The following is a 26,174-nucleotide window of genomic DNA, read 5'->3' on the forward strand; positions in this document are numbered from 1 at the left end:
AATCTTCCTATCGCCATTTTTGACGACAAAAAGATCTCATGGAAAAAGCTTTAAAGAATTTTTGCCCGGCGCTGTTCGCAGTTCTGACATACAAGCTTCTGCAAGAGTACCATCACGCATCCTATATTCTGGCTGCACTCGGCGGTTGCCTGATGCACTGGATTGTTGATGTGACAAGTGCTCGCTTAAAGAAAAAGAATACCTGACCACAAGACCTCTTCAGGGGCATCCCCGGTTTATCCCCGAAAATCTGGCAGTTCATTAACAGCCACAACACGCCACAGCCCATTGATACGCTCGATAATCGAAATCGATAGATTTTGAATAGTGAAGCGCAGAGCAATATCAGGGTGAATGGCCAGAGCATGTGAAAGTGCCGCCCGGATCGCGCCACCGTGGCTCACAACAACCATATCCTGACAAGCATTTGCGTTGGCAAGATCTTCCAGCCCATGGGAGACGCGCGCACAAACATCCAGCATGCTCTCTCCGCCCGGCGGAAGCTCACTGGCTGACAAAGACCAAAATGGATTGGGCGGCAGCCTCAGCAGAGAGAGAAACTGATCGTGCGGCGTTCCGTGCCACTCTCCGATAGATTGCTCAATAAATCTTGGGTCAACCGTGACGTCAGCGTGTGTAAATGCTCCTGCGCAGCGTATCTGCGCGGCAGTATCGCGTGCCCTTTGCAGGGGTGAGGTATACCAGACAGCATCGGACGGCAGACGTCGGGCCAAAGCAGCGTATCCACCCTGCTGGCTTGCCATCGCATCCCTGCAAAGCGGAACGTCCATCGCGCCATACATGGTCTTTCGCGCGCTCGCCTCTACAACGGCATGTCTGATCAGCCAGAAGCGGGTAATACCGCGCGGCAGTTCAGGCGTATCAAGAAAGTGTCCATGAGGGACGGCTTGGTCTGTCTGTGTCATGAGAGAGGCGCGTAACGGGGAACAGGGTTGGCGTCCAGAAGAACGTCCCAGTTTTCCAAAATGAGCTCAAGTTTGGCAAGCACCCGCTTCGCGTCTGCGCATTCCCGCTGCAAGCGCTGCTTTTCGTCCAGGCCTTCGTGCGATGGCTCTCCTGAGACCAGACGCGCGCCGCCGCACAGTCTTAAAGCCCCGGCATGGCCAGCTACCAAGGGATGTGGAACCGGAACGGGCTGGCCAAGAACACAAAGAAGTGCTGGCTCCCCCTCCCCTATCCATGGTGAAAGATCTGCATTGAGCCACCGGTGCAACTTACGCGCATCTTCCAGTCCGAGAGGCGCATCCGGATTTTTGGGGTCTTCCACCAGAAATGACAGAATGGTCGGCACAGCGTCCCACCGACCGTCATCAATAGGCTTCCCGACGGGCAGTAACGTGCAGGTAGGACTGGCCTCTACCAGCTTAACAGCCTCGGTCATGAAATCATTGAGTCTCTGGCGGATCAGGGAATCAGGAAGCGAAAAGAGCGCATCCATTTCAGCGAGAGCGGCATGCCAGCGTAGGGCCAGACCAATATTATGACCATTATTCAACGCGTGCCTGTCAGCCTGCTCAGGCCACTCGTCTCGATTTCCATAAGACTTCAAGCCTTTTGGAAGCGAAAACGCTGGCATCTTTTCCAGGATCACATCTGGCACCAGAAGTGCCCCACAGAACGGCGGTCCCGTAAAGAATTTGGACCCTGTGATCATAACCATCAGACCATCGCGGACCCATTCCGAAACACGCGACGGGCTGAGGCGAGCCTGACAGGCATCTACTACTACACTCAGATGCTCTCCCAACTCAGCCTGCAACTCTGCAACCGTTTCCATATCAGGCGCAGCAAGACCCGTTTTTGACTGATCCAGACGATGAAGCAGGACATGTCGGCCAGCTTTCACTTCTCGTCTGGCCAGTTCCCTACATTCGGCATTGATGTCTTCAAGCGGACGCGAAGTTCCATCCTCATTCCGGATGGTAACCCCGAACAGTTGTGTGTCTTCAGGGAATCCCTCAATCAGTTCTCCCTTCCCGACTGTCGTGGAGCATGCGCTGTCACCCGCGAAATGACGGCCACGCGCAGCAAGGGGCACGCCGCTTCCTGTCTCGTCGGGCGCCAGCAGAATGGAACTAACTGGTCGGTCTGTTCCAGCAGCGACAAGGGCAAGAACAGCAAGTTCGCAGTCCGTGCCAGACGCAGACAGAAGAACGGCATCTTCAGGCAATCCGTAGTGGCGCCCAATACCTGCGCGCGCGCTTCTGACGATCCCTTCCTGCACAAGATCAGGGTCCTGCTTGGACAGAAGCGCATTCATCATCATGCAACGCGCGAATTCTGCTCCCCCGAACCCCCGCTCTGACAAAGATGAAGCTGTGGAAGAACCGAACGTCACAGCCCAGGGGCGTGGACGATGAGAGCAGGAATACTTGTTCAGGCCAGTTTCGGGATCAACGGCCAGACGGGAATCCCCGCCACTACTCATCAATGTCTCTGCCGGCGCCATAACGTGCCACAGACGCACCAGAACGGGTCTGAGGCGCTTTGCGTCATCTTCGGTGAACTCAGGCGTATCCGACAGGTGTTTCTTCAGAGTTCCCCAAAGGGACAGAAGCGTTGTGCTGTTCGGAACGTCTCCCGCACAGAGAGCCAGCTCCTGCGGAAGGGGATTGACCGCGTTCGTATCAAGCGCATGAAAGAGAGCGGCAACACGAGCGGCTGCAAAACTCGCAAGCCGGGCGTCAGCTCCATTGTGAAGAAGCCGGAAAAGCTCAACGGCCTGTCGAAGGAATGTCGGAGCCAGACCCGGCATTCGCAAACAGGGTTCACCCAGCTTCAAACATGCGCGGCCTGTAACCGAATGAGGTTCAGACAGAAGATTCTCACCGAGTTGAAAAGACTGCTCCAGCGAAATATCAAGCTCGGGCATCAGCCCTGCAGCAACGACCCTCAGATCCGGACGCTCCAAAACGTCTACAAGCGATCGGGTCAGTATATCAGCCAGCATGCCTCTAATCTCCTGCCTAACAGGAATGTCTGGGTAGCTCATTAAGGAACTCGGGGCGAGGCCTTAATGGTTACGGGAATTGGTTTCATTAATATTACCATGATCAAAGTTTGCGCCTCTTGTACAACACTGTAAGATACTTCTTCGTGACGGGGCTGGAGCTCCTACCGTGATGTTAAGAGGTTGAAATGCGGATATTGTTGACAGGCGGTTGCGGCTTCATAGGTTCAGCCGTGGTGCGTCATATTATCAGAAACACCGAACACAGCGTGCTGAATGTAGACTGCATGACGTATGCAGCTTCTGAAGATACCGTAGCCGAAGTCGCTTCTGATCCGCGTTATTCCCACGCACGGGCGAATATCGTAAACGGCGTTGAGATGCAGCGCCTCTTTGAGGAATATCGCCCTGATGCCGTCATGCATCTGGCTGCTGAAAGCCACGTAGACCGTTCGATTGATGGTCCTGGCGTTTTCATTCAGACAAATATTGTTGGCACTTATTCTCTTCTTGAAGCTGCCCGGAAATACTGGAGCAGCCTTGGGAATGATGAGAAAGCGGCTTTCCGTTTCCACCATATTTCAACGGATGAAGTGTTTGGCCACCTTGAGCCAAACGATCCGCCATTTACTGAAACAACCCCTTACGACCCTCGCAGCCCTTACTCCGCTTCAAAAGCCTCTTCCGATCATCTGGTTCGTGCCTGGTATCACACCTATGGCCTGCCAACTTTCGTCACCAACACAACCAACAACTATGGCATCTGGCACTTCCCGGAAAAGCTCATTCCGCTCGTGACCATCAACGCCATTGAAGGTCGCGAATTGCCGGTTTACGGCAAAGGTGAAAACATCCGCGACTGGCTGTTTGTTGAAGACCACGCTGAAGCCCTTGTCCGCGCTGTCGAAATCGGCGAGCCGGGAGAGACTTACGCTATTGGTGCCCGTCAGCCCCGGACGAACCTGGAAGTCGTCAAGAAAATCTGCGCTGTTCTGGACGAACTTCTTCCTGACCCGGAAGGCCCGCGTGAACGTCTGATCCGCTATGTGACAGATCGTCCCGGCCATGACTTCCGTTATGAGATTGATCCGTCCCACGCCGAGAAAGAGCTGGACTGGAAAGCCAAGAACGACTTCGAAACCGGCATCCGCAAAACGGTTCAGTGGTATCTCGACAACCGTGACTGGTGGGAAGGAATCCGCTCCAAGCGTTACACGGGACAGCGACTGGGAACACGCTCATGAGCACGATCGAGACGAAGCCCATGAAGGGCATTATTCTGGCTGGTGGTTCAGGCACACGCCTGTATCCCATGACGCTTGCTTCCTCAAAGCAGCTCCTGCCGGTCTATGACAAGCCGATGATCTATTATCCTCTTTCCACGCTGATGCTGGCGGGAATCCGGGATATCATGATCATCACGACCCCGCATGACATGCCACAGTTTCAGCGCCTTCTGGGCGATGGTTCACAGTTCGGCGTCAACTTTGAATACCGCATCCAGCCTTCCCCGGACGGTCTGGCCCAGGCATTTCTGATCGCGGAAGACTGGATCCAAGGGGCGCCTTGCGCACTCGCCCTTGGCGACAACCTGATCTTCTCCGAACATCTCGGCGTTCTACTCCGTGCGGCATCGAACCGTCCGGAAGGAGCAACCGTCTTCGCCTATCAGGTCCGCGATCCAGAACGTTATGGCGTGGTGTCATTTGATGAAAGCGGTCGGGCCCTGAAGGTTGAGGAAAAGCCGTCCGAGCCAGAGTCTCACTGGGCCATCACAGGTCTGTATTTCTATGATCACCGCGTTGTGGATTTTGCCAAAAAGGTAAAGCCAAGCCCTCGTGGGGAACTGGAAATCACTGACCTTAACCGGATGTATCTTGAAGAGGGAACGTTGCAGGTCGATCGCCTTGGGCGCGGCTGTGCCTGGCTTGACGCCGGCATGCCGGACAGCCTGATGCAGGCTGGAACCTTCGTTCAGACCATTCAGTCCCGTCAGGGTATGCTGGTTGGCTCACCTGCTGAAGTCGCGTTTCGCAACAAGTTCATCAACGCTGACCAGCTTCGTGCCCATGCGAAGAAAATGGGCAAGACAGAGCTTGGGCGCCTTCTGCTTGAACTCGCGGACCACGCTTCCTGAAATAAAAACCCCAAACGCTGTCTGAGTTTTCAGACAGCGTTTTTTCGGAGGCAATCTCTATTTGGCCTCCGGTTCTCAAACGTCATTTATAAAAAAGGATTTTGTTATGAAGGTTGAACGTCTCGCCATTCCCGACGTCATTCTTGTTACGCCGCCACGTTTTAGTGACAACCGGGGTTTCTTTTCAGAAACTTACAATTTCGATCGTATGACGGAAGCGGGCATCAACCTTCCTTTTGTTCAGGACAATCAGAGCCTATCCTGCGAAAAGGGCGTTGTGCGCGGGCTTCACTGCCAGCTTGCCCCCTATGAGCAGGGAAAATTGGTTCGTGTGACGCGCGGTGCAATCTGGGATGTTGCTGTAGATGCACGCACGGGTTCCCCGACCTATGGTCAGTGGGTGGCTGCAGAGCTGTCTGCTGAAAACTGGTCTCAGCTCTGGGTTCCGCCGGGCTTTCTGCATGGTTTCGTGACTCTCGAAGAGAACACGGAAGTTCAGTACAAATGCACATCGCTTTACAGCAAGGTTTCCGAGCGCGCCGTCATCTGGAACTGCCCGGACCTGAACATCGATTGGCCCATCGCCGAAGAAGAGGCTATCCTTTCTGACAAGGATAAGGTCGCTCCGCACTTCTCCGCAGCCAAGGGCTGGTTCTCTTACGAAAAGTGAGTCGCATTATGTCCAGCACAGGTCCTATCCTCGTCACGGGCGGCAATGGCCAGCTTGCGACGTCTCTTGCGAACATCGGGGGTGATCAGATCATCCGTGTTGGGCGCCCTGAATTCGACTTTGACAAGCCGGAAACCATTTCCGCAGCTATCGAAAAATACCGCCCTGAAGCTGTCGTAAATGCAGCTGCCTGGACGGCCGTTGATCTGGCAGAAACGGAAACAGCTGGAGCTGAACGCGCCAACTGCTCAGGCCCAAAGGCGCTCGCGGAAGCCTGCGCAAAGGCTGGCATTCCGTTCATCCACGTTTCAACGGACTATGTTTTCTCCGGTGACAAGGGATCTCCTTACACGGAAGAGGATCCTACCAGCCCTGAAACAGTCTATGGCAGCACAAAAGCTGACGGCGAACAGGCTGTTCTGGCGGCAAACCCAAAGAGCATCATCCTTCGGACCTCTTGGGTTTACTCCGCGCACGGCAAAAATTTCGTCAAGACCATGATCAATGCTGGGGCCAAAAATCCGGCGCTCAAGGTTGTTGGCGACCAAAGCGGCAACCCCACCAGTTCTGACGATCTGGCTGACGCTATTCTCGCTATTCTGGCCCTCATCGAGAAAGATGGCTGGAAGCCGGAATTTGCTGGCATCTATCATGCCAGCGGTACAGGCGAGACGACATGGCACGGTCTGGCTGTCGCTGCACTGGAAGAAGCAGAAAAGCATGGTCAATCCATGCCAACAGTCAGTGCAATCCGGACTGAAGACTGGCCGACCCCGGCCAAGCGTCCGCAGGATTCAAGACTGGATTGTTCAAAACTTCATCGTGTGTTTGGCGTTCGGTTGCCTGAATGGCGTGAAAGCGTCGCACGGACAGTCCACCGGCTTTTCGCTGCGATCTGAAAAAATGGGTCATCCAGCAATTACGCAGGATGACCCTCCTGCCCAGCTTCCCTGACCCGTCTTAACCAAGGATATTATGTCTTCTCCCCACTCCGGCATTCGCCGCTGGAACCCACAGATGATACGGGGAGGAGCAAGCCAGACCGCCGACAGGACAGACCGTGTCGCCATTCTACTGTCCTTGCATAACGGCGAAACCTATCTCAACGCACAGCTCGACAGCATTCTCGCGCAGACCCACACGGACTGGGTCCTTTACTGGCGTGATGACGGGTCAACTGATGCATCCCGTGTGATTATGCTCTCATTTGAAGAGCATCGCGGACACGGGCGTTGCGTCGAAATTACATCCGTCATGGGCAATATGGGCGTGACGGGGTCTTATCTGCATCTTCTGGATTCCATTCCTCCAACGCCGTTCGTAGCGTTCGCGGACCAGGATGATGTCTGGCAGCCTCAAAAGCTGGAATGGGCGCTGGAATGGCTCCAGAAACAGCCGCTAAATGAGCCAGCGTTATACTGTGCCCGTCAGTATCTGACAGATTCTTCGCTCAACGTGTTCAGTAAGTCGGCGTCCCTCAGCAGAGCCCCTGACTTTGCATCCGCTCTGACGCAAAACATCGCAACCGGGCATACGGTTGTTATCAACGCGGCGACATATGAGCTTTTATATGAGCGACTGCCTCCACCCTTCATCCTGCATGACTGGTGGGCTTATCTCGTTACGATGGCCTCTGGCGGTAAAGTCTTTTTTGATGAGCGGTGTGTCAGCTACTATCGCCAGCACGCGCGCAACACCGTCGGAGCCAAACGCTCGCTTCTCAGCCGCGGCTTAAGTGCTCTCAGACGTGGACCCGGCGTCTTCATGACGATCTTTGAGTCCAATGTTCAGCACCTGTTCCAGGAACCGGATATCCTGACAGAAGACGCAAAGACCCTTCTGTCAGAACTGGCCGGAGCCCGAACGTTAAGAGCCAGAATCAAAATCCTCTGGAAGCGAAGAGAGCTTCAACGCCAGACACGTTGTGAGACCGCTATCTTCCGTCTCTGGTTTCTTCTCGCGATCCGACAGCCTTCTCAAGGCTGAATATGTAGCTCACGCCGCATGACGTCCATGAAGGCCCCGTCATGCTCAAGACTGAATGGGCGCGCAGACGCATAATCATAAGCAATACTGGCTGCCTTGATGCGTAGCTCTTCAGGTTCTGAAGCATACCGCGGAACAATATGTGTATGAAGAGACGGTGCCAGATTGCACCATGTTTCGTAATTGATGCGGTTTGAGGCGGTAAGAGCCAGAAGAGCATCCCCGACGGCAGCAACATCCAGAAGATATTGAATCCGCTCCTCACCTTTCAAGTCATTCAGGGAAGGCACAACAGGATCGGCGAGGAGTTGGCAATATCCTGCAAGAGGCTGCGTTTCACCAATAACAAGCCAGCCTGATTTCATACGCCCAATGACAAACGGGTTGCTGCCACTTCGCGCGGCAACAACCCGTTTTGCAATAACATCCAACATGCATGTTTCCCTTCAAAAAGGGAAAGCTATCATGCAGCGGAACGTGCGTCCTCTTCATCCTCTTCCGGCACAATACGCTTGTTGTCGCGAGTGGGCCGGAAACGGTTTTCCACCAAGGCGTCTTCAATATCTTCGAGAGAAGCACCGGATGTTTCTGGGACGAAGAAAAAGACAAAGATAACCGAAGCCAGATTGACGAGGGCATAAAACCACATCGTCCATGTCAGACCAATGCCCTCTGCCATCGTAAGAGCCGTGCTGGTGACAAGCAGATCAGCCCCCCACAGGGTAGCAGCATGCAGGGAGGTCGCCTGTCCACGCATGGACAGCGGGAACATTTCAGCACCCAGCAGCCAGCCACAGACCTGAATGCCACCCGAGTTGAACATCATGAACAGCAGCAGGAACGCTACAATCAGATATGACCCTGCACTGCCTGCGGCAGGGTGCAGCATGAACATGATACCCAGGCCAACCAGCGAGAGTGCTGCCCCTGGCCCCATGATCAACATCAGACGACGCCGACCGATCCTGTCCACAAAGAGACAGCCCAGAATGGTCATGATGCAATAAACGATCGCAACACCAAGCGATGCCCAGAGCGCTGACGAAGCTCCGAAACCAGCATCATTCAGAAAGGTTGGGGCGTAGTAGATCATCATCTCCAGGCCACCGCACTGCGTAAAGAATGCTACACCCAGTGCTGCGACGAGAGCCGGTCGAACCCAGGGCTGGAAAAGACCATGCCACCCCCGGTTCTCCTGCTTGATGCCCTCTGCGTTCTCACGAATGGCCTCAACTTCTTTGCGAACTGCCCTTTTTGTAGTGCGGATACGGCTAAGGTGAAGGATGGCATTCTTCATGCCTTCATTCTCAGCAGACCAGCGCGGGCTCTTTGGCATGAAGAACATGGATACAAAGACAAGGAAAGCCGGTATCGCGGCAATCCCCACCATAGGGCGCCAGCCCCAGTTCGTGCGCTGTGTAAGACCGATGATATTGGCAATCAGAATACCGAGGCCGATCGCCACGTTGAACATCGTCACAAGGCTTCCCCGCCGTTCCTGGGGGGCCAGCTCCGAAATATACATCGGCACAACCTGTGTGGAACCACCGACGGCAAGTCCAAGCACAAACCGTGCAGCAATGAGGCTCCATACATCCGGCGAGAAAGCGCACGCTGTCGCGCCAAGGACAAAGACACCACTCACGAGACACGTTGTGGTGCGCCGTCCGAATTTTTCTGAGAGAGACCCGGCCACGAAGGCGCCGAATACTGCTCCAAGAAGAATAGCCGAAGCGACGCTTTCTTTCATTGTAGAGTTCAGATGAAAATCATCGCCAATCAGAGGCAATGTACCGGAGATGATGCCTGTGTCGTAGCCGTAGAGGCCACCGCAGATTGCAGCAACCATGGCTGCAAGCATCAGGATCAATTTCGCGTTCGGTGAGACCTCAACCTGTGAGAGGTCTATCTTTTCACGAGCAGGTCGAGATGTTTTTGTATCATTTGGCATAATGACATTAACATATCGCAATCTATTCAGTTTTTCCGCATTTTTCTATTTTTTTGAAAATTAAGTGAGCTTCCACTTATTGTGGCCACGAAAACCAGAATTCTATATGAATATCAGGACTGCTCCGGAGACCTTCTATGCTGACGCCCACACCCGATACCACCCGTGATGTGCCCTATATTTCTGGTAGAATCCTGATCATCATGCACATCTGTATCGTTGCTTTCATCGTATTCGTGCACTGGTTCGCCGGATCTCTTAATTAGTCCGCAGCCTCGTCCAGAGGTTCGCCAATCCATAAAAAATCCCTGCTCCCAACCCAATCCAGAATGGAATGGGGATATCCGTTATCCAGGACAGCATCAGACCGCCCCAGGACAGGACAAGCGCGAGCAATACGGAAACCAGTAGTCCCATCGCCGGGCATAGCCCTAGCCTCAATGCCGTAGCTGCCGGGCCAATCATGAGACTGAAGGCCAGCAATGCTCCGGAGACTTCGGCACATGCTGAACAGGCCAAAGCTGCTACAGCCATAAATCCAAGGGACGTCAGGCGCACAGGAACACCCCGTGCACGCGCCACTTCTGGCGTCAGGCTCGAAAACAGAAGCGGCCGTCCAAGAAAAACCAGCCCCAACAGACAGAGGGCCGTCACTCCAGCCAGAATGAACAGCGTCGGAGTGTCAATTCCGAGCACATCCCCAAATAGCAGTGTCGTCGCCATGCTGGAGGCTCCGTTGGCCTCATGCAGGAACCAGGTGCCCAGGCCAAGGCTGGCAGCAAGCACAAGGCCGATCGTACTGTCTCTCTGAGGGGGAATTTTACCGCGTCCCTCACCTTCGCTTCCTATGGCAAGTCCTGCCAGAAGGCTGAAAGCAATCATTCCAAAGAGAGGCGAAACGCCAAGCCAGACTGCCCCTGCGGCTCCACTGAAGCCAATGTGGGACAGTGCATGGGCTGCAAAAGCCTGTCGCCGCAGGCTCAGAAACCATCCCACAGTTCCTGCGAGAACAGAGACGAGCGTGCATCCCAGAAATGCATGCCGCATGAATTCAAATTCGAACATGCAACTCGCCATTTTCCAGAACCAGAACGCGCGTTACTTTTCCTTCCAGCGCAGCAGTTTCATGAGATGTCATAAGGATTGAAACGCCAAGGGTCTGGGTGAGTGATACCAGCAGGACAACAATCTGCTGCTGCGCGTCGTGATCCAGAGCGGCAAGGGGTTCGTCCAGAAGGAGCAGACCCGGTTGACCAGCAAGTGCCTGTGCCAGACAGACACGCTGTCGCTCTCCCCCTGACAGATGTCCCAGAGGCCGTTTTGAGAAAGAGAGTGCTCCAGTCAGGGCAAGAAGCCTCTCGGCCTCCCTTTTTCTTTGACCAAAACGAACAGGCACGCCCCAGCGCGCACCGTCCATGGCAGCCATCACATGACTGATCGCCGGAATCATGAGAGCCGCATCGCTCAAGCCCTGCGGCATATATCCAATGCGTTCACAGGCCATTCCGGGGGAGAGGCCGTCAATCAGGATCTGTCCTTTCTCAGGCCTTACAAGATCCAGGCAGGCCCGCAGAACAGTCGATTTTCCTGCACCATTTCGTCCTGACAGAAGCGTAATGCCTTCAAGAGGCACGGTCAGGGAAACCTGATTTAAAACACGTGTCTGGCCTGCACAGAGGGTAACATTCTCAAGAACAAGGTTATTGGGACTGGCCATCAAGTGCCTGCTGAACGGACTGAAGGATCGACGAGACCCAGTCTTGCCATTGCTGGCTGACAGGGAGCGTCTCTCCTATCATAACCAGCGGCAGACCGCTGCCCCTGGCCCGCTCTACCATACGGTCAATCTGTGGAGACCTGACGGCAGGATTGACGATCAGAAATCTGATCTGTCTGCTGTCGATTGCAGTTTCCAGTTGAGCCACATCGCGCGGAGACGGTTCGCTATGATGCATGACCGACAGGGCGAACCCGGGGTCAATGATCCTAAGTCCCATCGTCTGGATCAGATCAACTCCCACCGGTTCCATGACACCGATGATAGTCCCGTCGTGTTTCTGCCTGATGGCTGCTGTCTGGCCAGACAGAGCATCAACTTGTGTCAGAAAGCTCGTTAGGCGACTATGAATATCCGTCTGATCCAAGCCCCGCGCTATAAACGCGTCCGCCACGGCTGAGGCCACTTTACGCACGGCGTTCAGATCGAGGAACAGATGCGGATTATCCCCTGCGCGCCATCCCGCTTCTTCTGCTGCAATAATCCGTGTTGCTGATGAAGGAGAAAAATGGACTGCCCAGTCATCGTAGGTCGCGCCATTCAGAACGATGACGCTGGCATGAGCCATGTTCCGCGCCATGGATGGCGTTGGCGTCAATTCATGGGGATCGATGCCCGGAGTTGAAATTAAAGACTGTGTCTGAACAGCCGGTCCACCAATCTGCGCTGCAATATTACACCAGGCTGCCTCAACGCAGACCACAGGCAACGGAGCAGCATACGCAAAAGGCGCAGTCAGAAGCGAACCAGCCAGAAACAGGGTTCGGACACAGCGCATGAGTTTCCCCGGACGGATGGAAAGGAAAAACGTTATAAGATAACATTCTCCCTTTGGCTATCCTCGGGACGGCGGCCTTACGTAAAGTTCGGTTGCTGCGGCAAGAACCTTACGCTGATACGCCATATTCAATGGCACGGTTCGTGAATGGTAATCTCCAATGGCGCGCATGAGATTCCCGTGTTCATTATCCAGAGCGGTGCGAAGGATCATCGCAGCGGCAGCAACATTAAAACAAGGCTCAAGGGCCAGTCGCGTTGCAATCTGGGCAGGGCTCTGGTGCAGCATGGATGAAATAGGAAGGATCCACCGCGAATTGATCTGCATGAGACCAATATCCACTGATCCATCCTTATTCTGGCTAACCTTGCCCATCACTCCACCCTCAACCCGCTGAATGGCAGGAAGAACACGGGGAGGAATACGATAATGCAAAGCCGAAGCAAACATACAGGCTAGGAAACCAGCGGCCATGAAACCCTGTCATCTTTATTAAAGAAGCTCATAGTCTAGCATCCCCTGACCCTACCTGCCATCCTGACACAACAAGCCGAAAGAATAAGAGCAACAGGAATGAACACACAGGATACTTCCGCAACCCTGACCTTGGATGCTCTGTCCATACCCTATCAGCGTCGCATTTATGACTATGATCCATCCGCCGGGAAACTAGGTATCGCCGCCGCCAAAGCCCTGGGTCTTTCCCCGGATCATGTTCTCAAGACCCTGATGGTGCAGATTGACGGGCGCCCTGCCTGTGTTGTCCTGCCTGCTGATCGCGAGTTGGATTTCACACGGGTTGCAGCAGCATTTGGGGGGAGAAAAGCCAAAATGCTCTCTCGCCCGGAGGCAGAACAGCGGACAGGGTACAAGATTGGCGGTGTCAGCCCATTCGGCCAGCGCAGTATTGTACCAACAGCTTTTGATCAGAGTGCAATGGATGGCCCCCCTGTCGTCATCAATGGTGGAGACCGAGGCCTTCTTCTGGAACTTGGACCTCAAGATGCTCTCATAGCGACGAACGGTCTGGTCGCAGACCTCGTTCGCCCACTGCCCTGAATTTGGACATAGACCTGATCTTCATATTGAAAGGGCAAGGTCTGATCCAACGATAAGCGCGTCGTGTGTAAAGACACAAAAATCGTAGAGCAGAAGTTTCAGATTTTTTGGAAGAAACTGGTGGAGCCAATCGGGATCGAACCGACGACCTCCTGAATGCCATTCAGGCGCTCTCCCAACTGAGCTATGGCCCCACGTGTTTCATCTACAGCCCCTTTTGGGGTGGAGCCGGATGAGCGCGGTATATAAGGATGTTTTCATCGTGACAAGCCATAAAAACACTTTTTCAGGCTAGAATCACGTTCTCCTGACGCAGCTTCTCAAGAAGCGAAAGTCGTGGAAGCCCAAGGATAGCATCCTGATCGCCCGAAATTTTGGAAAAGAGCTGAATACCCAAGCCTTCCAGCCGATAAGCCCCTACGCAGGACAATATCCTATCTCCCTCTTCCTTTAGATAGAGCTCCAGAAATTCATCGGAAAAGGGGCGCATCGTCATTTGAGGAGTAGCGAGTGTCTCCCAGATTTTCTGTGTGCCCCGATACAAAACGACAGCCGTCTGAAGAGTATGCGTGCGGTTTCGAAGGCATTTAAGATGCGCCTTCGCCTCATTGAGATCCTGCGGCTTCGCAAAGGCTGTTCCGTCCAGATCGAGGATCTGGTCAGCCGCGATAATCAGACTGGTGTCCGGCGATACGTCGGCCGCAAGCCTCGCTTTGGCATCCGCGAGAGCCAAAGCCGTGTCTCCCAGAGATTTTCCTTCACTTTCACACTGCTGGCGCAAGGCCTCTTCATCCAGATCTACCGGTCGAACCTGAATGATCAGACCACTCTCTTCCAGAAGTACTCGCCGAGCACTCGAGCCACTTGCGAGGATTATGGAATTATTGAGCAAGGTCATAAGATGCGACTCCAAACTATCGACGGCGAGCACGAGTACCAGTACTGCGTATGACCCGGTGAAAAGATTGTGTCAGTACTGGGGTACATGGGGACAGTACTTGAAGTTTGCGGGAAGGTACCGAGTACCGTGGATTGTTGGGTACGCCCCCAAATTTTGGGGGTTGTACACAGGGGGTCTGTGAGCAAATCGGGATAGAATCCTACACCCCCTTGTCCACTGCGGGTTTTGCAGTTGTACACAGTGTGAGTAAGACGGGGTACATTTTTAGAGAGCCGGGTACCCCGGTATCCACAGGGATCATCCTATCCTCCAGGATTTCTTTCTTATTTCTTTCATGGTTAGTGAGCGGCATGAATTCGGAAAACGCACCCCTCTCCCCATCCTCGAAACCGCTCCTGAGAGCTCTCAAGGGTGAAGCTGTCTGGCCCCCGCCGGTCTGGCTCATGCGGCAGGCAGGGCGTTACCTTCCCGAATTTCGTGCCATGCGTGACAAGGCTGACTTCCTGACACGCTGCATGACTCCAGACATGGCTGAAGAACTCACCCTTCAGCCGATCCGCAGGTATGGAATGGACGGAGCAATCCTATTCTCGGACATTCTCATTCTGCCCTGGGCAATGGGTCAGTCCCTTGAATTCATTGATGGTCGGGGCCCGGTTCTTGGCGCCATCCGTTCTCAGGCAGATCTGGAAAAACTTGATCCCAAGCGTGTACAGGAGGCCACGGCACCTGTTCGGGAAACACTTTCGCGACTAAGTAAATCACTCCCAGATGTCACGACATTGCTCGGCTTTGCCGGCAGCCCATTTACGGTCGCCTGTTACATGGTTGAGGGCGGCGGATCGCGGGATTTCGCCAATACCCGCAAAATGATGCAAACTGATCCAGCGCTGTTTGATCGTCTGATTGAAACCCTGACGATCAACACGGCAGAGATGCTTTGCGGCCAGATTGAAGCGGGCGCTGAAGCTGTCATGCTCTTTGATTCCTGGGCTGGAATTCTCCCTCCCAACGCATTTCGTCGCTATGTGATTGAACCTACCCGGCAGATCGTGCGTCATATCCAGGAGAAGCATCCGAATACGCCGATTATCGGTTTCCCGCGTCTCGGAGGGATCATGATACGCGAATACGCAGAAAAGACCGGGATCAATACGCTGGCGCTCGATACAGTGGCTGATCCGGCGCAGATTGCGGAGCTGGTACCAAACGTGACGCTGCAAGGGAACATGGACCCGATGGTCCTGTTTTCTGGCGGTGAGGCCATGGTGCGTGAAGCTCAGGGGATCCGGGACGCGCTTCGCGGACGTTCGCATGTTTTCAACCTGGGACACGGCGTTATGCAGCACACTCCGCCTGAAAACGTCGGTGCCCTCGTTGAGGCGGTGCGCGCGATATGACCACGGCTCTGGATGCAGCAGGCCAGCTGAAACTGGTCATCTTCGACTGTGACGGTGTACTCGTGGACAGTGAGCGTGCGTCCTGCCGGGCCACAGCAGAGTTCGCCCGGTCCCTGGGTCTTAAGATTTCAGATGATGAGGCTCATGACCGGTTTTCAGGTAAGGCACTTTCTCAGGTCGTGAAGGAACTGGAGCACGAAACAGGACGTGCTCTACCTGAAAATACGGCACTCAAAATGAGGGAAAATCTTGTACGTCTAATGCAGAAAATGGCAGAACCTGTAGAGGGTGCGCCAGAAATGCTACATGGAATACGTGGTTTGCAACTGCCGTTTCGTGTTGGTTCGAACTCGTCTGTCGTTGAGATGGATGCCAAGTTTGAACGGACACAGATGACCATGTTTTTCCCGGAAAACCGGGTCCATTCAGCAAATGACATGGATGAACCGAAGCCATCTCCTGAGGTTTATCTGTACGCTGCAAAAGCAGAAGGTGTTCTGCCAGAAAACTGTGTTGTGATTGAGGATAGTGACACGGGTGCTGAAGCCGCCCGGCGTGCTGGTATGAGTTGTGTGCTTCTTCGTTCAGAAGACCTCCCTCTTCCGGCATTTTGGCCAACGCCAGGCTTCGTCAGGATCGATCATCTTTCCGAACTGGTACCGCTGCTTCGCAAGACGCTTCAAAGCCAGAAAGAGAACTGATGGACTTCGTTGTTGATCACCTGAGCTGGTTCCTGTCCCTCCATATCATGGCCTTCACGGCCTGGATGGCGGGGACATTCTATCTGCCACGCCTCTACGTGTACCATACCCAGACAACGCCTGGTACTGCGGAGAGCGAACGTTTCAAAATCATGGAGCGCAAGCTTCTCCGTCAGATCATGACGCCTGCGATGATTGTCACCGTGCTCGTGGGGGGTATGATGTCGTCGGTGCCGGGTCTGGTGGACTGGAACAGCGGCTGGTGGTGGACAAAAGTGGTCTGTGTTCTTGGCCTCATGGGTTTTCATGGGGCATGCAGCAAATGGCGTCGTCTGTTCGCAGAAGACCGTAATCCGCATTCCGAGAAATATTACCGGATCGCAAATGAGGTACCGACCATTCTCATGGTGATCATTGTCATTATGATCATGGTTCGGCCCTGAGACACGTCGCCTGTAAAGATACGGCCTTAGAGAAGGCCGTATTTGACGCCAGTCATTTCTTCAGAAATTGCCCAGAGGCGTTTTGCAAGCGTATGGTCTGACGCAGCCTCTGGCAGTCCGGCTCCACCCGGGAGACCGGTTCTTTCTCCCTTGCCCTGAGGCCCATAATAACCTCCGTCATGCGCTTCAGGAGACGCCAGAGCATAGAGAAGCGGCCAAGCCCCCTCTTCCACCGTCTGTCCCATCATATGAAACACAGGGCCGGCGAAGCTTCGGGCAATTTTACGACCCCAGCGACCAATCGGGGTACCATTCCGATCAAGCGAGCCGTTATTGGAGACAATATCGCTTGCCGCCCAACCGGGATGAGCAGCCCGTGAATGAATGGGCCAGGGAGCTTTCTTGGCCCGGCGGTCTAGTTCCAGAGCAAAGAGCAGATTTGAAAGTTTACTCTGCCGGTAACGTGCCATCGGATTGTAGCGGTGCCGGGCATTCAGATCACCAAACGGAATTTCACCCTTCAGGGCAGCAAGGGAAGCGACAGTCATGATTGTCGCATTGCCCGCGGCTAATAGAGGGAGCAGCCGTCCGGTCAGAGCAAAATGACCAAGGTGGTTGGTACCAAACTGAAGTTCAAACCCGTCTTTTGTGGTGAGACGGGATGCAGGGCCCATGATGCCAGCATTATTGGCAAGAAGCTGAATGGGGCGTCCCTGCTCGCGCAAAGCGGTGGCAAAAGCTGCAATAGATGCCAGTGAGGCAAGATCCAGCACTTCAAAGCGGCCCTGCACACTTGGAACACGTTCATACAGGCGGTTAAGAGCCGCCCTGCCCTTCTCCAGGTTACGACCACTCAAAATGATGGAAGCGCCACGCTCAGCCAGCCCACAGGCAATTTCGAAACCCAGGCCGCCTGTGGAGCCCGTAATGAGCGCAGTCTGACCATCCAGACGATTCAGATTATCAAGAGACCAGCTGGTCTGGGGAAGACGGGTCATCAGTGTTGTCCTTTTTCGTGGGCTCCGGCGGTTGAGCGCTTTTCATCTTCTTCAGCCTGTTTCATGGCTTCTTCAGTCAGTCGTTTCTCGTTCTTTTTGAGAAAGAGAAACGCTCCTCCCAGACAGCAGGCTCCTACGACGGCCAGAGCAATTCCAACCGGCCCAGTGATCTTTTCGATCTGCTTACCGAGTTCATAAGTGATGAAGGCATAGCCTCCAGCCCAGAAGAGACCGCCCAGCGCGTTGAAAAAAAGAAACGAATGCCAGGGCATTCGGTTTGCTCCAGCCAGAAGAGCAACGAACACACGCAGAACAGCGACGAAGCGTCCAAGGAAGACAACAATCCCGCCGTGTTTGCGAAAAAGATAGCGGCCGAGCATCAGGCGCTCGTCAGTCAAGCCGACCTTCTTGCCGTGTTTCTTCAGGATGCTGTAACCAAAATGGTGGCCGAGCAGATACCCGAAATTATCGCCCATGATGGCGCCTGTCACAGCGGCAAGGGCAATCCATCGAATCTCGAGATGGTGCGTACTTCCTGCATAGAGGGACGCAGCAATGATGATGCTTTCCGCTGGCAGTGGCAGGCCCATGCTTTCCAGCATGACTGTCACGCCGATAACGCCGTAGCCATATTCCTGGAGCAGGTGATCGAGAAATTGCGTGAGATGAAACAGTGTCGTGATCCTGTGCGAATATGGCGGAAGGCAAAACCGCCAGCTACGATATTAGGACATCAGACACGGGATGAAAAATGACTGAGCTTTGCCCTCCTCACGTAGCCGGAAACTGGCCCTCCTGGGTTGGCCCTGAACTCGTGGCTGGCCGCACTCTTTCTTTCTCTGAACTCAGAACGGTCGAAGACTGGGTATTCTGGCAGGAGACCCGACCAGAAGAGCAAGGCCGCACGGTGATCGTCGGACGACGTCACGATGGAACACTCGTAGATCTGATACCGCCAGAGAGAACCGTCGGAACCCGTGTTCACGAATATGGTGGAGGAGCGTGGGATGTCCGCCTGAAAAACGGATATCCAGAAGTCGTTTTCAGTGACCGAAAGGTCGGCGGCCTGTGGTTCAGTAACAGAGAGGGCACGTTTCAGGCGTTATCTGGCTATCGTGCACCGGAAATGCGTTATGCTGATCTGGCATGGGATACAGCCGGAGACGGTGTTTTCTGCGTTCGTGAAACGCATGACGAAGGTCTGCCAATAGCGGCGCTAGTTCATGTATCACGGTCGGGCCAGGAAACGGTTCTGGTAGACGGGGCTGATTTCTATGCAGCCCCTCGCCCCTCGTTGGATGGTGCCTCTCTGGCCTGGTTCTCCTGGCAGAATCCGGAAATGCCGTGGACAGTCACCCGACTGTATGTGGCACCTATTGACCGAACCGGCCTCAAGCTTGGACGAGCCACAGATCTGAGTGGCCAGACACCCTGCAGTATTATTGAACCGCGTTGGGGAGCAGATGGTAGCCTTTATGCGACATCAGATGCTCAGGGCTGCTGGACGCCTGTTAAATTTGTGCATGATCAAACGGGATGGAAAGAGCAGTTTTTCCCAGAGGCTGGAGCTGAGATTGGTCTGCCGCATTGGGTCTTCGGACAAAGAACGCTCACGCCATTGCCTGACGGTCAGCTGCTCGCATTAGGAATTCGGGAAGGCCTCACTGGCGTTCTGCTCTTTGCAGAGGGACATTGGAAAACTGTTCAGATGGGAGCGCCCGTCAACGTTCCAGAACGTCTGTCGAACGGACAGTTTGCCTGGATTGATGCCCCCGAAAACGCTCCACCTGCTTTGGCTGTTGGTGATATGGATGGGAATTTCGAGCGTTTTCGCCCAAGTGTTGTGCTGCCTGATACGATTACGTCTGACGACATTGCCAAGCCTTCTCTGTTCTCCTTTCCAACAGCCGATGGATCGAAGGCATATGCGCTCTTCTATGAACCAGCGAGCAGCACTTCGCATCTAAAAGAAGGCGAAAAACCGCCTTTGGTTGTTATGGCTCATGGTGGTCCAACAGGGCGTGCCAATTCAGGCTTTGCTTTCAAAGTGCAATGGTGGACCTCCCGCGGTTTCGCTGTTCTTGATGTCAATTACCGCGGTTCAACAGGGTTTGGTCGCAAATATCGGGAAGCCCTAAACGAACAATGGGGTGTTGCAGATGTCGAGGATTGCCTGGCCGGTGTTCAGTCTCTGATTGAACAAGGGCTGGTTGATCCAACACGCTGCGTTATTCGCGGAAGCAGTGCAGGAGGGCTGACGGTTCTGTCAGCGCTGGCACAGTCTGATCTTTTTGCGGCAGGCGCCTCTCTTTATGGCGTTACGGATCTAAGGGCTTTGGCAGCAGAGACGCATAAATTCGAAGCACGCTATCTGGATGGTCTGATTGGGCCTTATCCCGAAAAGGAAGCTGTGTATCTGGAACGTTCTCCTCTTACACATGCAGAGAAAATTTCCGTTCCTGTCCTGTTCCTGCATGGCGGTGCTGACAAGGTGGTGCCTCTCGCACAGGCTGAAGCCATGAGAACAAAACTGGCACAGTCTGATCTCCATGTTTACCCGGACGAAGGTCACGGTTTTAGAGCCCGTGAAGTTGTCGAAGATGCTCTTGAGAGAGAGCTGAGATTTTACCGAACTGTTTTTGCCACATCCGCTGATCCGGCCATATGAGTAAAAAAATCAAAATAGAAGACTTTATAAAAATTCGATTTTATTCCGGAATGGTATGTTTGAATGTTTTGAATAAGAAATATTCAATTGGAACAAATGAAATTGTTTGGTCGAGGGCAGCGCAAACATGCATGCCCTGCCCTTGCGTTTGATCCCGGCACAGGAGAGACTCAGCTTAACCGGTTGCGCATTTATCTGTTGGATGCGCAACCTGACATCCAAGAAATCATCTCATCGGACCTTCTATGAAACATCGAAAACTTGGACGCACCGGTCTTCAGGTCAGTGAAATCTGCCTGGGCACAATGACTTTCGGTCAGCAGAATACGGAAGCCGAAGGGCATGCGCAGCTCGATATGGCGCTCGATCAGGGGATCAATTTTATTGATACTGCTGAACTTTATTCCATTCCCCCGCGTGCTGAGACTTATGGCGCGACTGAGACCATTGTTGGAAGTTGGCTAAAAGCTCGCGGCGGTCGTGACAAACTTGTTATTGCGAGCAAAGTTGTTGGACGCAGTTCTTCACCGTGGTTTCGGCCCGGCGGTGAGGAAGCCCGTTTGATGCCAAAGCAGATTCACTATGCAGTTGAAGGCTCTTTGCGTCGTCTGCAGACGGACTATCTTGATATTTATCAGCTTCACTGGCCCGACCGTAAAATCGGGTTGTTTGGTGAAGGCGGCACGACGTTTCGGGATGTGTCGGCAGCCAATGAAGTTCCGATTTCTGAAACTCTTGGCGCATTGGGTGATCTGGTCGCACAAGGTAAAATCCGTCATGTCGGTGTTTCAAACGAAACAGCGTGGGGTGTCTCACAATTCCTTGCGGCTTCGCAGAATGGCCTTCCGCGCTTGGCATCCATTCAGAACGCCTACAATCTCATTAACCGGACGTTCGAAATCGGTCTGGCAGAGATGTGCCTGCGGGAAGATGTCGGGCTTCTGGCCTACTCTCCGCTGGCTCAGGGATATCTGACAGGGAAATACCTGAACGGAGCACGCCCTGTTGGCGCACGAACTACGCTCTTTAATCGTGGTCAGCGTTACGAGAAGCCCGGTGTGGATGTTGCCATTGAGGCCTATCACGCATTGGCCCGTGAGGAAGGACTGGATCCGGTTCAGTTGGCTGTGGCTTTTGTGACGTCGCGTCCATTCGTGACATCCAATATCATTGGGGCCACTAGCACGGATCAGCTTCAGACAATTCTGGATTCAACCCGTCTACAGATCACGCCTGAACTGGAAGCCAAGATCAACGCCATTCACCAGGTGCATTCAAACCCCGCTCCCTGAGTTTCAACGATGCAGGCATGATCTCATGCCTGCGTCTGTCAGGGAGCTGTGTGCGGCCCGAGCCGTCCAATGACGCGGAAAGCTGTCAGAACTGCAAACGTGCCAAAAATAACGACACCCAGAGACTGCCCAACGAGAATACCAATCGGGCCATAAGCTGAGCCGAACCACACAAACGGGATGGTTCCCAGTGTGGCGCGTCCCCAGTTGAAGCCGGTTGAGTAAAAAGGGTGCCCAAGGTTGTTGAATGCCGTATTGGCGACAAATAGCAGCCCGACGAACATATAACTCAGGACCAGCCAGCAACAGAACAGGCGTACGATTTCCGCCCCAATACCATGAACGTTGAAAAGCTGGAGAATGACATTGTGCCCGGCGGCAAGAACAAACCAGGTGGTTCCCACACAGAGCGCTGTCAGCTTCAGCGCGGCCATCAGGGCTTCACGCACCCGATCAAATTGTTGGGCACCAAGGTTCTGCGCCATGATAGGTCCGACAGAACCTGTCAAAGCAAAAACCAATGAAAACGCAACAGGCACAATGCGGTCGATAGTTGCCTGTCCCGAAACAGCATCCAGCCCAAACTGTGCCATGGCGTGAGTTACGAACAGTGCGCCTGTTGGTGTGGCGAGATTGGTTGCAATCGCCGGGACAGCAATGCCGCCAATTTTTCGCATCGCAGGCTCAAAGGCTTCTTTCTTTGGCCATTCCAGCATGGCGTGCCCCCGAAGGTTCAGGAAGCCGCTCGCTGTAATGGCACATCGCGCCAGAATGGTGCTGATGGCTGCACCTTCCAGACCGAGATGCAGCACAAAGATCATCAAGGGGTCCAGCAGAGCTGAAACAAGCGCACCTGTCAGGGTAATGCGCATGGACCGTTTGGCATCCCCAACTGCGCGCAACAGAGCTGACAGAGCCATTCCCAGGCACACTAATGGAAGAGCTGGCGACACTATGTGCAGGAAGGTCGCCGCGTTTTCCAAAGCTGCTCCCTGAGCGCCAAGCAGCCTGAGAAGTGGCGTGGCAAATACCGCCGTGAGCGTTCCGAGAACGGCCGCGATGCCAACCATGACAGCAATGAAAGCAGATGCGAGACTTCGGGCCTCCGCATGCTGGCGCGCGCCGATCAGACGACCAATGCAGGCGCCAAGTCCAATGGTCATGCCAATGGAGACTGAAATCTGAAGAAAGCTTAGAGACGTCGCAAAAGCGATGGCGGCCGTCAGGGCAGAATCATGCAGGTGGGAGATGTAGAAGTAGTTCAGAAGATCGACAGCAAAAACTGCCATGAGGCCAATGGCCCCTGTTCCAGCCATGGTGATGACATGACGCATGATGCTGCCATGCACGAATCTCGCCGGCTTTATGGGAGAATCGTCAGGAATTCTGGGCTTGGATGGGTCATCTGATGGTACTGGCATGTCGGCATATACTGCCTCGTCCCGTGACAAAGAACCAGTGCCTGAAGTGCTTTGTTGGGAAGGTTTTCTGTCTGCCAGAAAGGAAAGGGAGCGTGGGAGGAAGGAGGTTTTCCGCGAGTGTAAGGGTTTCGTTAACGCATGGTGTGGAACTGTCAGGTCAGATAACACCCGGGCGTGAGGCCCGAAGCCCAGTTTCTGCCGGAGTCCGCCATGTCGATCATCAATTCTCTCAACACGGCTGTCAGTGGCCTCAATTCCCAGTCACATGCTTTCAGCGATCTCTCCAACAACATCGCGAATAGTCAAACGACAGGATATAAAGCTGCAACAACAAGCTTTGCCGATTATGTGACGAGCAACGATCTAGCAAGCGACGGGGAGTCACTGAGCGACAGTGTGGCTGCGACAACCAGGCAGCATACTGACAATCAGGGTATGGTTGTTTCTTCCACAAATACGCTGGCGCTCGCAATTTCAGGCAACGGATTCTTCAACGTTGTCCAACCCACGGGAAGCAGGACATCCAGCACAGCGCCGACGTTCAGCAGCCAGCAGTTTTATACGCGAAATGGTGACTTCTCACAAAACAACCAGGGATATCTGGTCAACACTTCGGGTTATTATCTGGAAGGGTATCAGGTGGGTTCAGAGGGTGCTTTGAGTAGCACTCTGTCACCTATCAAAATCTCTGATTCCGTCGCATTTCAGCCGACCAAGAGCACAACTGTTTCTCTGTCTGCTGCAATTGGCAGCACCTCTGGGGCAGAAGGTACCAATACATCTACGGCAACAGCCTATGACAGTAAGGGAAATGCTCAGGAGGTGAGCCTGAACTGGAAACAGTCTTCCACGGATCCTTTGGTTTGGACCGTCAGTAATTCAGCAGATTCGAGCAATTCAGCCACAGTGAAGTTTAACAGTGATGGTTCTCTGGCATCTGTAAATGGAGCGTCCCAGTCTACGGGGTCAGCGGCAACCTTTTCATATACGGGGCTGCCGCAGGATATGACCGTCAATCTGGGAACCATCGGAAGCACGTCCGGTGTGAGCCTGGCAACAGACAGCAGTAATTATAGCACCAATCCCACAATGACGACGGACAGCGTCACAAGCGGTACCTTCACGGGTCTGTCTACGCAAAGCGACGGGTCCGTGATGGCGACATTTGATAATGGGCTTTCTCAGCTCCTTGCAAAAATACCACTCTCGACGTTCGCAGACCCTAATGGACTCTCTGCCCAGAACGGGCAGGCTTATACGGCAACGGCGTCATCTGGTGCACCGACAGTCAATGCAGTGAACACGAATGGGGCAGGGACGCTCAGCACCAGTTCCACTGAAAGTTCAACGACGGATCTGACCAGCGATCTTACCAAACTTATCGTCGCGCAGCAGGCTTATGGAGCGAATACAAAAATCGTAACCACTGCAAATCAGCTTCTGCAGACCACTTTGGCGATGATTCAGTAAGGCCGGGTGAGGGGAACTCTCTATCATGGGGCTGACTGATTCACTTTCAATCGCCGTCTCTGGCTTGCAGGCCGTCCAGTATGGAATGTCTACGGCTTCTCAGAACGTCGCCAATGCGTCTACTGCAGGTTACATCAAAGAAGTCGCAAACGTTCAGTCTGTCGTAAATGACGGGACGGGTGGCGGCGTGCGACGCGCAACGACCAGTCTGGCTACAAACGCACATATCCAGACTGCTTTATATTCCCAGAATTCAGATGTTTCCCAATATACGACAACGAGCAACGCGCTCTCTGTCGTCACGGCTCTACAAGGTTCAACCTCTGCAGATTCTGGTAGCAGCGGGACACTTTCTGACCAGTTGGGAAATCTTCAGTCAGCCCTTATTTCTTTGACCAGCTCCGCGTCCAGTTCGACCACCCAAAGCACAGTTCTTTCGGCGGCCAATAGTTTTACCCAGTCGTTGAACACTCTTGCAGACACTGTGCAGGAGCAACGTCAGAACGCACAGGATGGTGTTGTCTCGTCAGTTTCGGATATCAATACCAACCTGACGACTATTGGCTCTTTGTCTACCAAGATCATGGCTCTTAAAGGGCAGGGGCTCGATACTGCGGACATTGAAAATCAGCGCTTTACGGCCTTGTCATCGCTCTCCAGTGAATTGGGTGTGAGCTGGAAGGTTTCCTCCAATGGAGACATGTCCATTACCACGCAAGACGGTGTCACGCTCCCTACACACAATACGTCTTCGGGTTCAGCAGACACCATTTCCAGCACCTGGCCTTTGACGACAGCCGCAGCGCAAATTTCAACCAGTATGAGCTATCCGGGTAACTCAGACGCTAATGCGATTCCGGCAATTACCCTGAACGGAAAAGATATTACTGGTCATCTGACCGGTGGAAGCCTCGGAGCCGATATAACGCTGCGAGATACCACGCTCCCAACGATGCAGGCCCAATTTGACTCTCTAGCCTATACTGTAGCTAGCCGCTTCAATGCGCAGGGAATGTCTTTATTTACAACATCCAGTGGCAATATTCCCGATGCGTCCCAGACGTCCATTGTGCCGCAGGGAAGCGCTGGTTTTGCTCAGAACATTCAGGTTTCCCAGTCCTATCAGGACGATCCATCGCTTCTTGTATCTGGTGACACCGCAAGTAGCAGTGTTGTCCAGAACATTCTGTCTTATGCGTTTGGAACCACTCAATCAGATGGCACAGGACAGGTAGCCGCCCCTACCAATAATTTAGGTGTGACGGGGAAATTGTCTACCGGATATAGTGGAAGTCAAAGCCTTGTGGCTCTTGCGACGTCTTTGACAGCCAACCAGGCTGCGACAGCTAATAATGCAAGTAGCAGTCTGTCTCTTGCACAAACAACGCAGACCAATCTTTCTTCAAGCCTGGCAGGAACATCAACTGTCTCTGTTGATACTGAAATGGCCAATATCGTTACATTACAGAACGCCTATTCAGCCAATGCGAAAGTTATTTCGTCCGTACAATCCATGTTTACCGCTCTTTTAAATGCTGTTGGAAGCTGATT

26 protein-coding genes and 1 tRNA gene are annotated in these 26,174 nt (G+C 53.6%); 14 read left to right on the forward strand and 13 right to left on the reverse strand.

Annotated elements, in window-relative coordinates; all coding sequences use genetic code 11:
- Positions 1–38 precede the first annotated feature (38 nt).
- Positions 39–206 carry a hypothetical protein gene (locus M2305_RS06425; protein ID WP_264648891.1) on the forward strand — a complete coding sequence of 56 codons (168 nt, stop codon included), beginning with the start codon at positions 39–41 and terminating at the stop codon, positions 204–206.
- 30 nt (positions 207–236) lie between these two features.
- Here the strand turns inward: M2305_RS06425 and M2305_RS06430 are convergent, their stop codons facing one another.
- Positions 237–926 carry a histidine phosphatase family protein gene (locus M2305_RS06430; RefSeq protein ID WP_264648892.1) on the reverse strand — a complete coding sequence of 230 codons (690 nt, stop codon included), beginning with the start codon at positions 924–926 and terminating at the stop codon, positions 237–239.
- On the reverse strand, positions 923–2,971 hold the full coding sequence (locus M2305_RS06435) for a hypothetical protein (RefSeq protein WP_264648893.1): 2,049 nt from the start codon (positions 2,969–2,971) through the stop codon (positions 923–925). The genes M2305_RS06430 and M2305_RS06435 overlap by 4 nt, the downstream gene beginning before the upstream one ends.
- Before the next feature lie 188 nt (positions 2,972–3,159).
- On the opposite strand from M2305_RS06435, the gene rfbB reads away from it, so the two are divergent.
- From rfbB to M2305_RS06460, 5 genes are all read left to right on the forward strand, one after another.
- Positions 3,160–4,215 (forward strand): dTDP-glucose 4,6-dehydratase, encoded by a 1,056-nt coding sequence (rfbB, locus tag M2305_RS06440; RefSeq protein ID WP_099211286.1) that lies wholly within the window; start codon positions 3,160–3,162, stop codon positions 4,213–4,215.
- A 20-nt stretch (positions 4,216–4,235) separates the two neighbouring features.
- On the forward strand, positions 4,236–5,108 hold the full coding sequence (rfbA, locus tag M2305_RS06445) for a glucose-1-phosphate thymidylyltransferase RfbA (RefSeq protein ID WP_174694806.1): 873 nt from the start codon (positions 4,236–4,238) through the stop codon (positions 5,106–5,108).
- A 106-nt stretch (positions 5,109–5,214) separates the two neighbouring features.
- Positions 5,215–5,778, forward strand: coding sequence for a dTDP-4-dehydrorhamnose 3,5-epimerase (gene rfbC, locus M2305_RS06450; RefSeq protein ID WP_046900410.1), 564 nt, complete (start codon positions 5,215–5,217; stop codon positions 5,776–5,778).
- 8 nt (positions 5,779–5,786) lie between these two features.
- Positions 5,787–6,677, forward strand: coding sequence for a dTDP-4-dehydrorhamnose reductase (gene rfbD / locus M2305_RS06455; RefSeq protein WP_232309224.1), 891 nt, complete (start codon positions 5,787–5,789; stop codon positions 6,675–6,677).
- Positions 6,678–6,753: 76 nt separating this feature from the next.
- On the forward strand, positions 6,754–7,764 hold the full coding sequence (locus M2305_RS06460; protein WP_264648894.1) for a glycosyltransferase family 2 protein: 1,011 nt from the start codon (positions 6,754–6,756) through the stop codon (positions 7,762–7,764).
- Here M2305_RS06460 and M2305_RS06465 read toward each other — a convergent pair.
- From M2305_RS06465 to M2305_RS06490, 6 genes are all read right to left on the reverse strand, one after another.
- Positions 7,755–8,198 carry an HIT family protein gene (locus M2305_RS06465; protein ID WP_264648895.1) on the reverse strand — a complete coding sequence of 148 codons (444 nt, stop codon included), beginning with the start codon at positions 8,196–8,198 and terminating at the stop codon, positions 7,755–7,757. The two genes, M2305_RS06460 and M2305_RS06465, sit on opposite strands and share 10 nt — an antisense overlap.
- A 29-nt stretch (positions 8,199–8,227) precedes the next feature.
- On the reverse strand, positions 8,228–9,715 hold the full coding sequence (locus M2305_RS06470; RefSeq protein WP_086633309.1) for a sugar porter family MFS transporter: 1,488 nt from the start codon (positions 9,713–9,715) through the stop codon (positions 8,228–8,230).
- Positions 9,716–9,973: 258 nt separating this feature from the next.
- Positions 9,974–10,780: a metal ABC transporter permease gene (locus M2305_RS06475; protein ID WP_099211294.1), complete on the reverse strand. Its 807-nt coding sequence runs from the start codon at positions 10,778–10,780 to the stop codon at positions 9,974–9,976.
- On the reverse strand, positions 10,767–11,432 hold the full coding sequence (locus tag M2305_RS06480) for a metal ABC transporter ATP-binding protein (RefSeq protein ID WP_264648896.1): 666 nt from the start codon (positions 11,430–11,432) through the stop codon (positions 10,767–10,769). Before M2305_RS06480 ends, M2305_RS06475 begins: the two co-directional genes overlap by 14 nt.
- A complete protein-coding gene (locus M2305_RS06485; RefSeq protein WP_264648897.1) occupies positions 11,416–12,270 on the reverse strand; it encodes a metal ABC transporter solute-binding protein, Zn/Mn family in 855 nt (284 codons plus the stop codon). Before M2305_RS06485 ends, M2305_RS06480 begins: the two co-directional genes overlap by 17 nt.
- Before the next feature lie 57 nt (positions 12,271–12,327).
- Positions 12,328–12,744 (reverse strand): lytic transglycosylase domain-containing protein, encoded by a 417-nt coding sequence (locus tag M2305_RS06490; RefSeq protein ID WP_202206879.1) that lies wholly within the window; start codon positions 12,742–12,744, stop codon positions 12,328–12,330.
- Positions 12,745–12,843: 99 nt separating this feature from the next.
- Between M2305_RS06490 and M2305_RS06495 the strand changes: the two genes are divergently transcribed.
- Positions 12,844–13,329 carry an aminoacyl-tRNA deacylase gene (locus tag M2305_RS06495; RefSeq protein ID WP_099211300.1) on the forward strand — a complete coding sequence of 162 codons (486 nt, stop codon included), beginning with the start codon at positions 12,844–12,846 and terminating at the stop codon, positions 13,327–13,329.
- Positions 13,330–13,447: 118 nt separating this feature from the next.
- On the opposite strand, the gene M2305_RS06500 is transcribed toward M2305_RS06495, so the two are convergent.
- Both M2305_RS06500 and M2305_RS06505 read right to left on the reverse strand, forming a co-directional pair.
- Positions 13,448–13,523 (reverse strand) — tRNA-Ala (locus tag M2305_RS06500).
- A gap of 92 nt (positions 13,524–13,615) precedes the next feature.
- The gene (locus M2305_RS06505; RefSeq protein WP_264648898.1) at positions 13,616–14,227 is read right to left on the reverse strand and encodes a Maf family protein; all 612 of its coding nucleotides are present in this window, start codon (positions 14,225–14,227) and stop codon (positions 13,616–13,618) included.
- A 353-nt stretch (positions 14,228–14,580) separates the two neighbouring features.
- Between M2305_RS06505 and hemE the strand changes: the two genes are divergently transcribed.
- The 3 genes from hemE to hemJ are packed head-to-tail and all read left to right on the forward strand — an operon-like array spanning position 14,581 to position 16,774.
- On the forward strand, positions 14,581–15,630 hold the full coding sequence (hemE, locus tag M2305_RS06510; protein ID WP_264648899.1) for a uroporphyrinogen decarboxylase: 1,050 nt from the start codon (positions 14,581–14,583) through the stop codon (positions 15,628–15,630).
- Positions 15,627–16,331: an HAD family hydrolase gene (locus tag M2305_RS06515; RefSeq protein ID WP_203548071.1), complete on the forward strand. Its 705-nt coding sequence runs from the start codon at positions 15,627–15,629 to the stop codon at positions 16,329–16,331. The genes hemE and M2305_RS06515 overlap by 4 nt, the downstream gene beginning before the upstream one ends.
- Positions 16,331–16,774 (forward strand): protoporphyrinogen oxidase HemJ, encoded by a 444-nt coding sequence (gene hemJ / locus M2305_RS06520; RefSeq protein WP_408871460.1) that lies wholly within the window; start codon positions 16,331–16,333, stop codon positions 16,772–16,774. The genes M2305_RS06515 and hemJ overlap by 1 nt, the downstream gene beginning before the upstream one ends.
- Before the next feature lie 26 nt (positions 16,775–16,800).
- On the opposite strand, the gene M2305_RS06525 is transcribed toward hemJ, so the two are convergent.
- Complete coding sequence (locus M2305_RS06525) at positions 16,801–17,772, reverse strand: SDR family oxidoreductase (protein WP_264648900.1); 972 nt, start codon at positions 17,770–17,772, stop codon at positions 16,801–16,803.
- Positions 17,772–18,374 carry a DedA family protein gene (locus M2305_RS06530; protein WP_264649941.1) on the reverse strand — a complete coding sequence of 201 codons (603 nt, stop codon included), beginning with the start codon at positions 18,372–18,374 and terminating at the stop codon, positions 17,772–17,774. The genes M2305_RS06525 and M2305_RS06530 overlap by 1 nt, the downstream gene beginning before the upstream one ends.
- Positions 18,375–18,523: 149 nt before the next feature.
- On the opposite strand from M2305_RS06530, the gene M2305_RS06535 reads away from it, so the two are divergent.
- A complete protein-coding gene (locus tag M2305_RS06535; protein WP_264648901.1) occupies positions 18,524–20,440 on the forward strand; it encodes an alpha/beta hydrolase family protein in 1,917 nt (638 codons plus the stop codon).
- 245 nt (positions 20,441–20,685) lie between these two features.
- Positions 20,686–21,732 carry an aldo/keto reductase gene (locus M2305_RS06540; protein ID WP_264648902.1) on the forward strand — a complete coding sequence of 349 codons (1,047 nt, stop codon included), beginning with the start codon at positions 20,686–20,688 and terminating at the stop codon, positions 21,730–21,732.
- Positions 21,733–21,770: 38 nt separating this feature from the next.
- Here M2305_RS06540 and M2305_RS06545 read toward each other — a convergent pair whose 3' ends face one another.
- Positions 21,771–23,066 (reverse strand): MATE family efflux transporter, encoded by a 1,296-nt coding sequence (locus M2305_RS06545; RefSeq protein WP_264649942.1) that lies wholly within the window; start codon positions 23,064–23,066, stop codon positions 21,771–21,773.
- A gap of 297 nt (positions 23,067–23,363) precedes the next feature.
- Between M2305_RS06545 and flgE the strand changes: the two genes are divergently transcribed.
- Together flgE and flgK are read left to right on the forward strand one after the other, a co-directional pair.
- Positions 23,364–24,623: a flagellar hook protein FlgE gene (flgE, locus tag M2305_RS06550; protein WP_264648903.1), complete on the forward strand. Its 1,260-nt coding sequence runs from the start codon at positions 23,364–23,366 to the stop codon at positions 24,621–24,623.
- Positions 24,624–24,648: 25 nt separating this feature from the next.
- A complete protein-coding gene (flgK, locus tag M2305_RS06555) occupies positions 24,649–26,172 on the forward strand; it encodes a flagellar hook-associated protein FlgK (RefSeq protein WP_264648904.1) in 1,524 nt (507 codons plus the stop codon).
- Positions 26,173–26,174 lie beyond the last annotated feature (2 nt).

The sequence above is a fragment of the Gluconobacter cerinus genome, from assembly GCF_025961355.1.
GTDB lineage: Bacteria > Pseudomonadota > Alphaproteobacteria > Acetobacterales > Acetobacteraceae > Gluconobacter > Gluconobacter cerinus.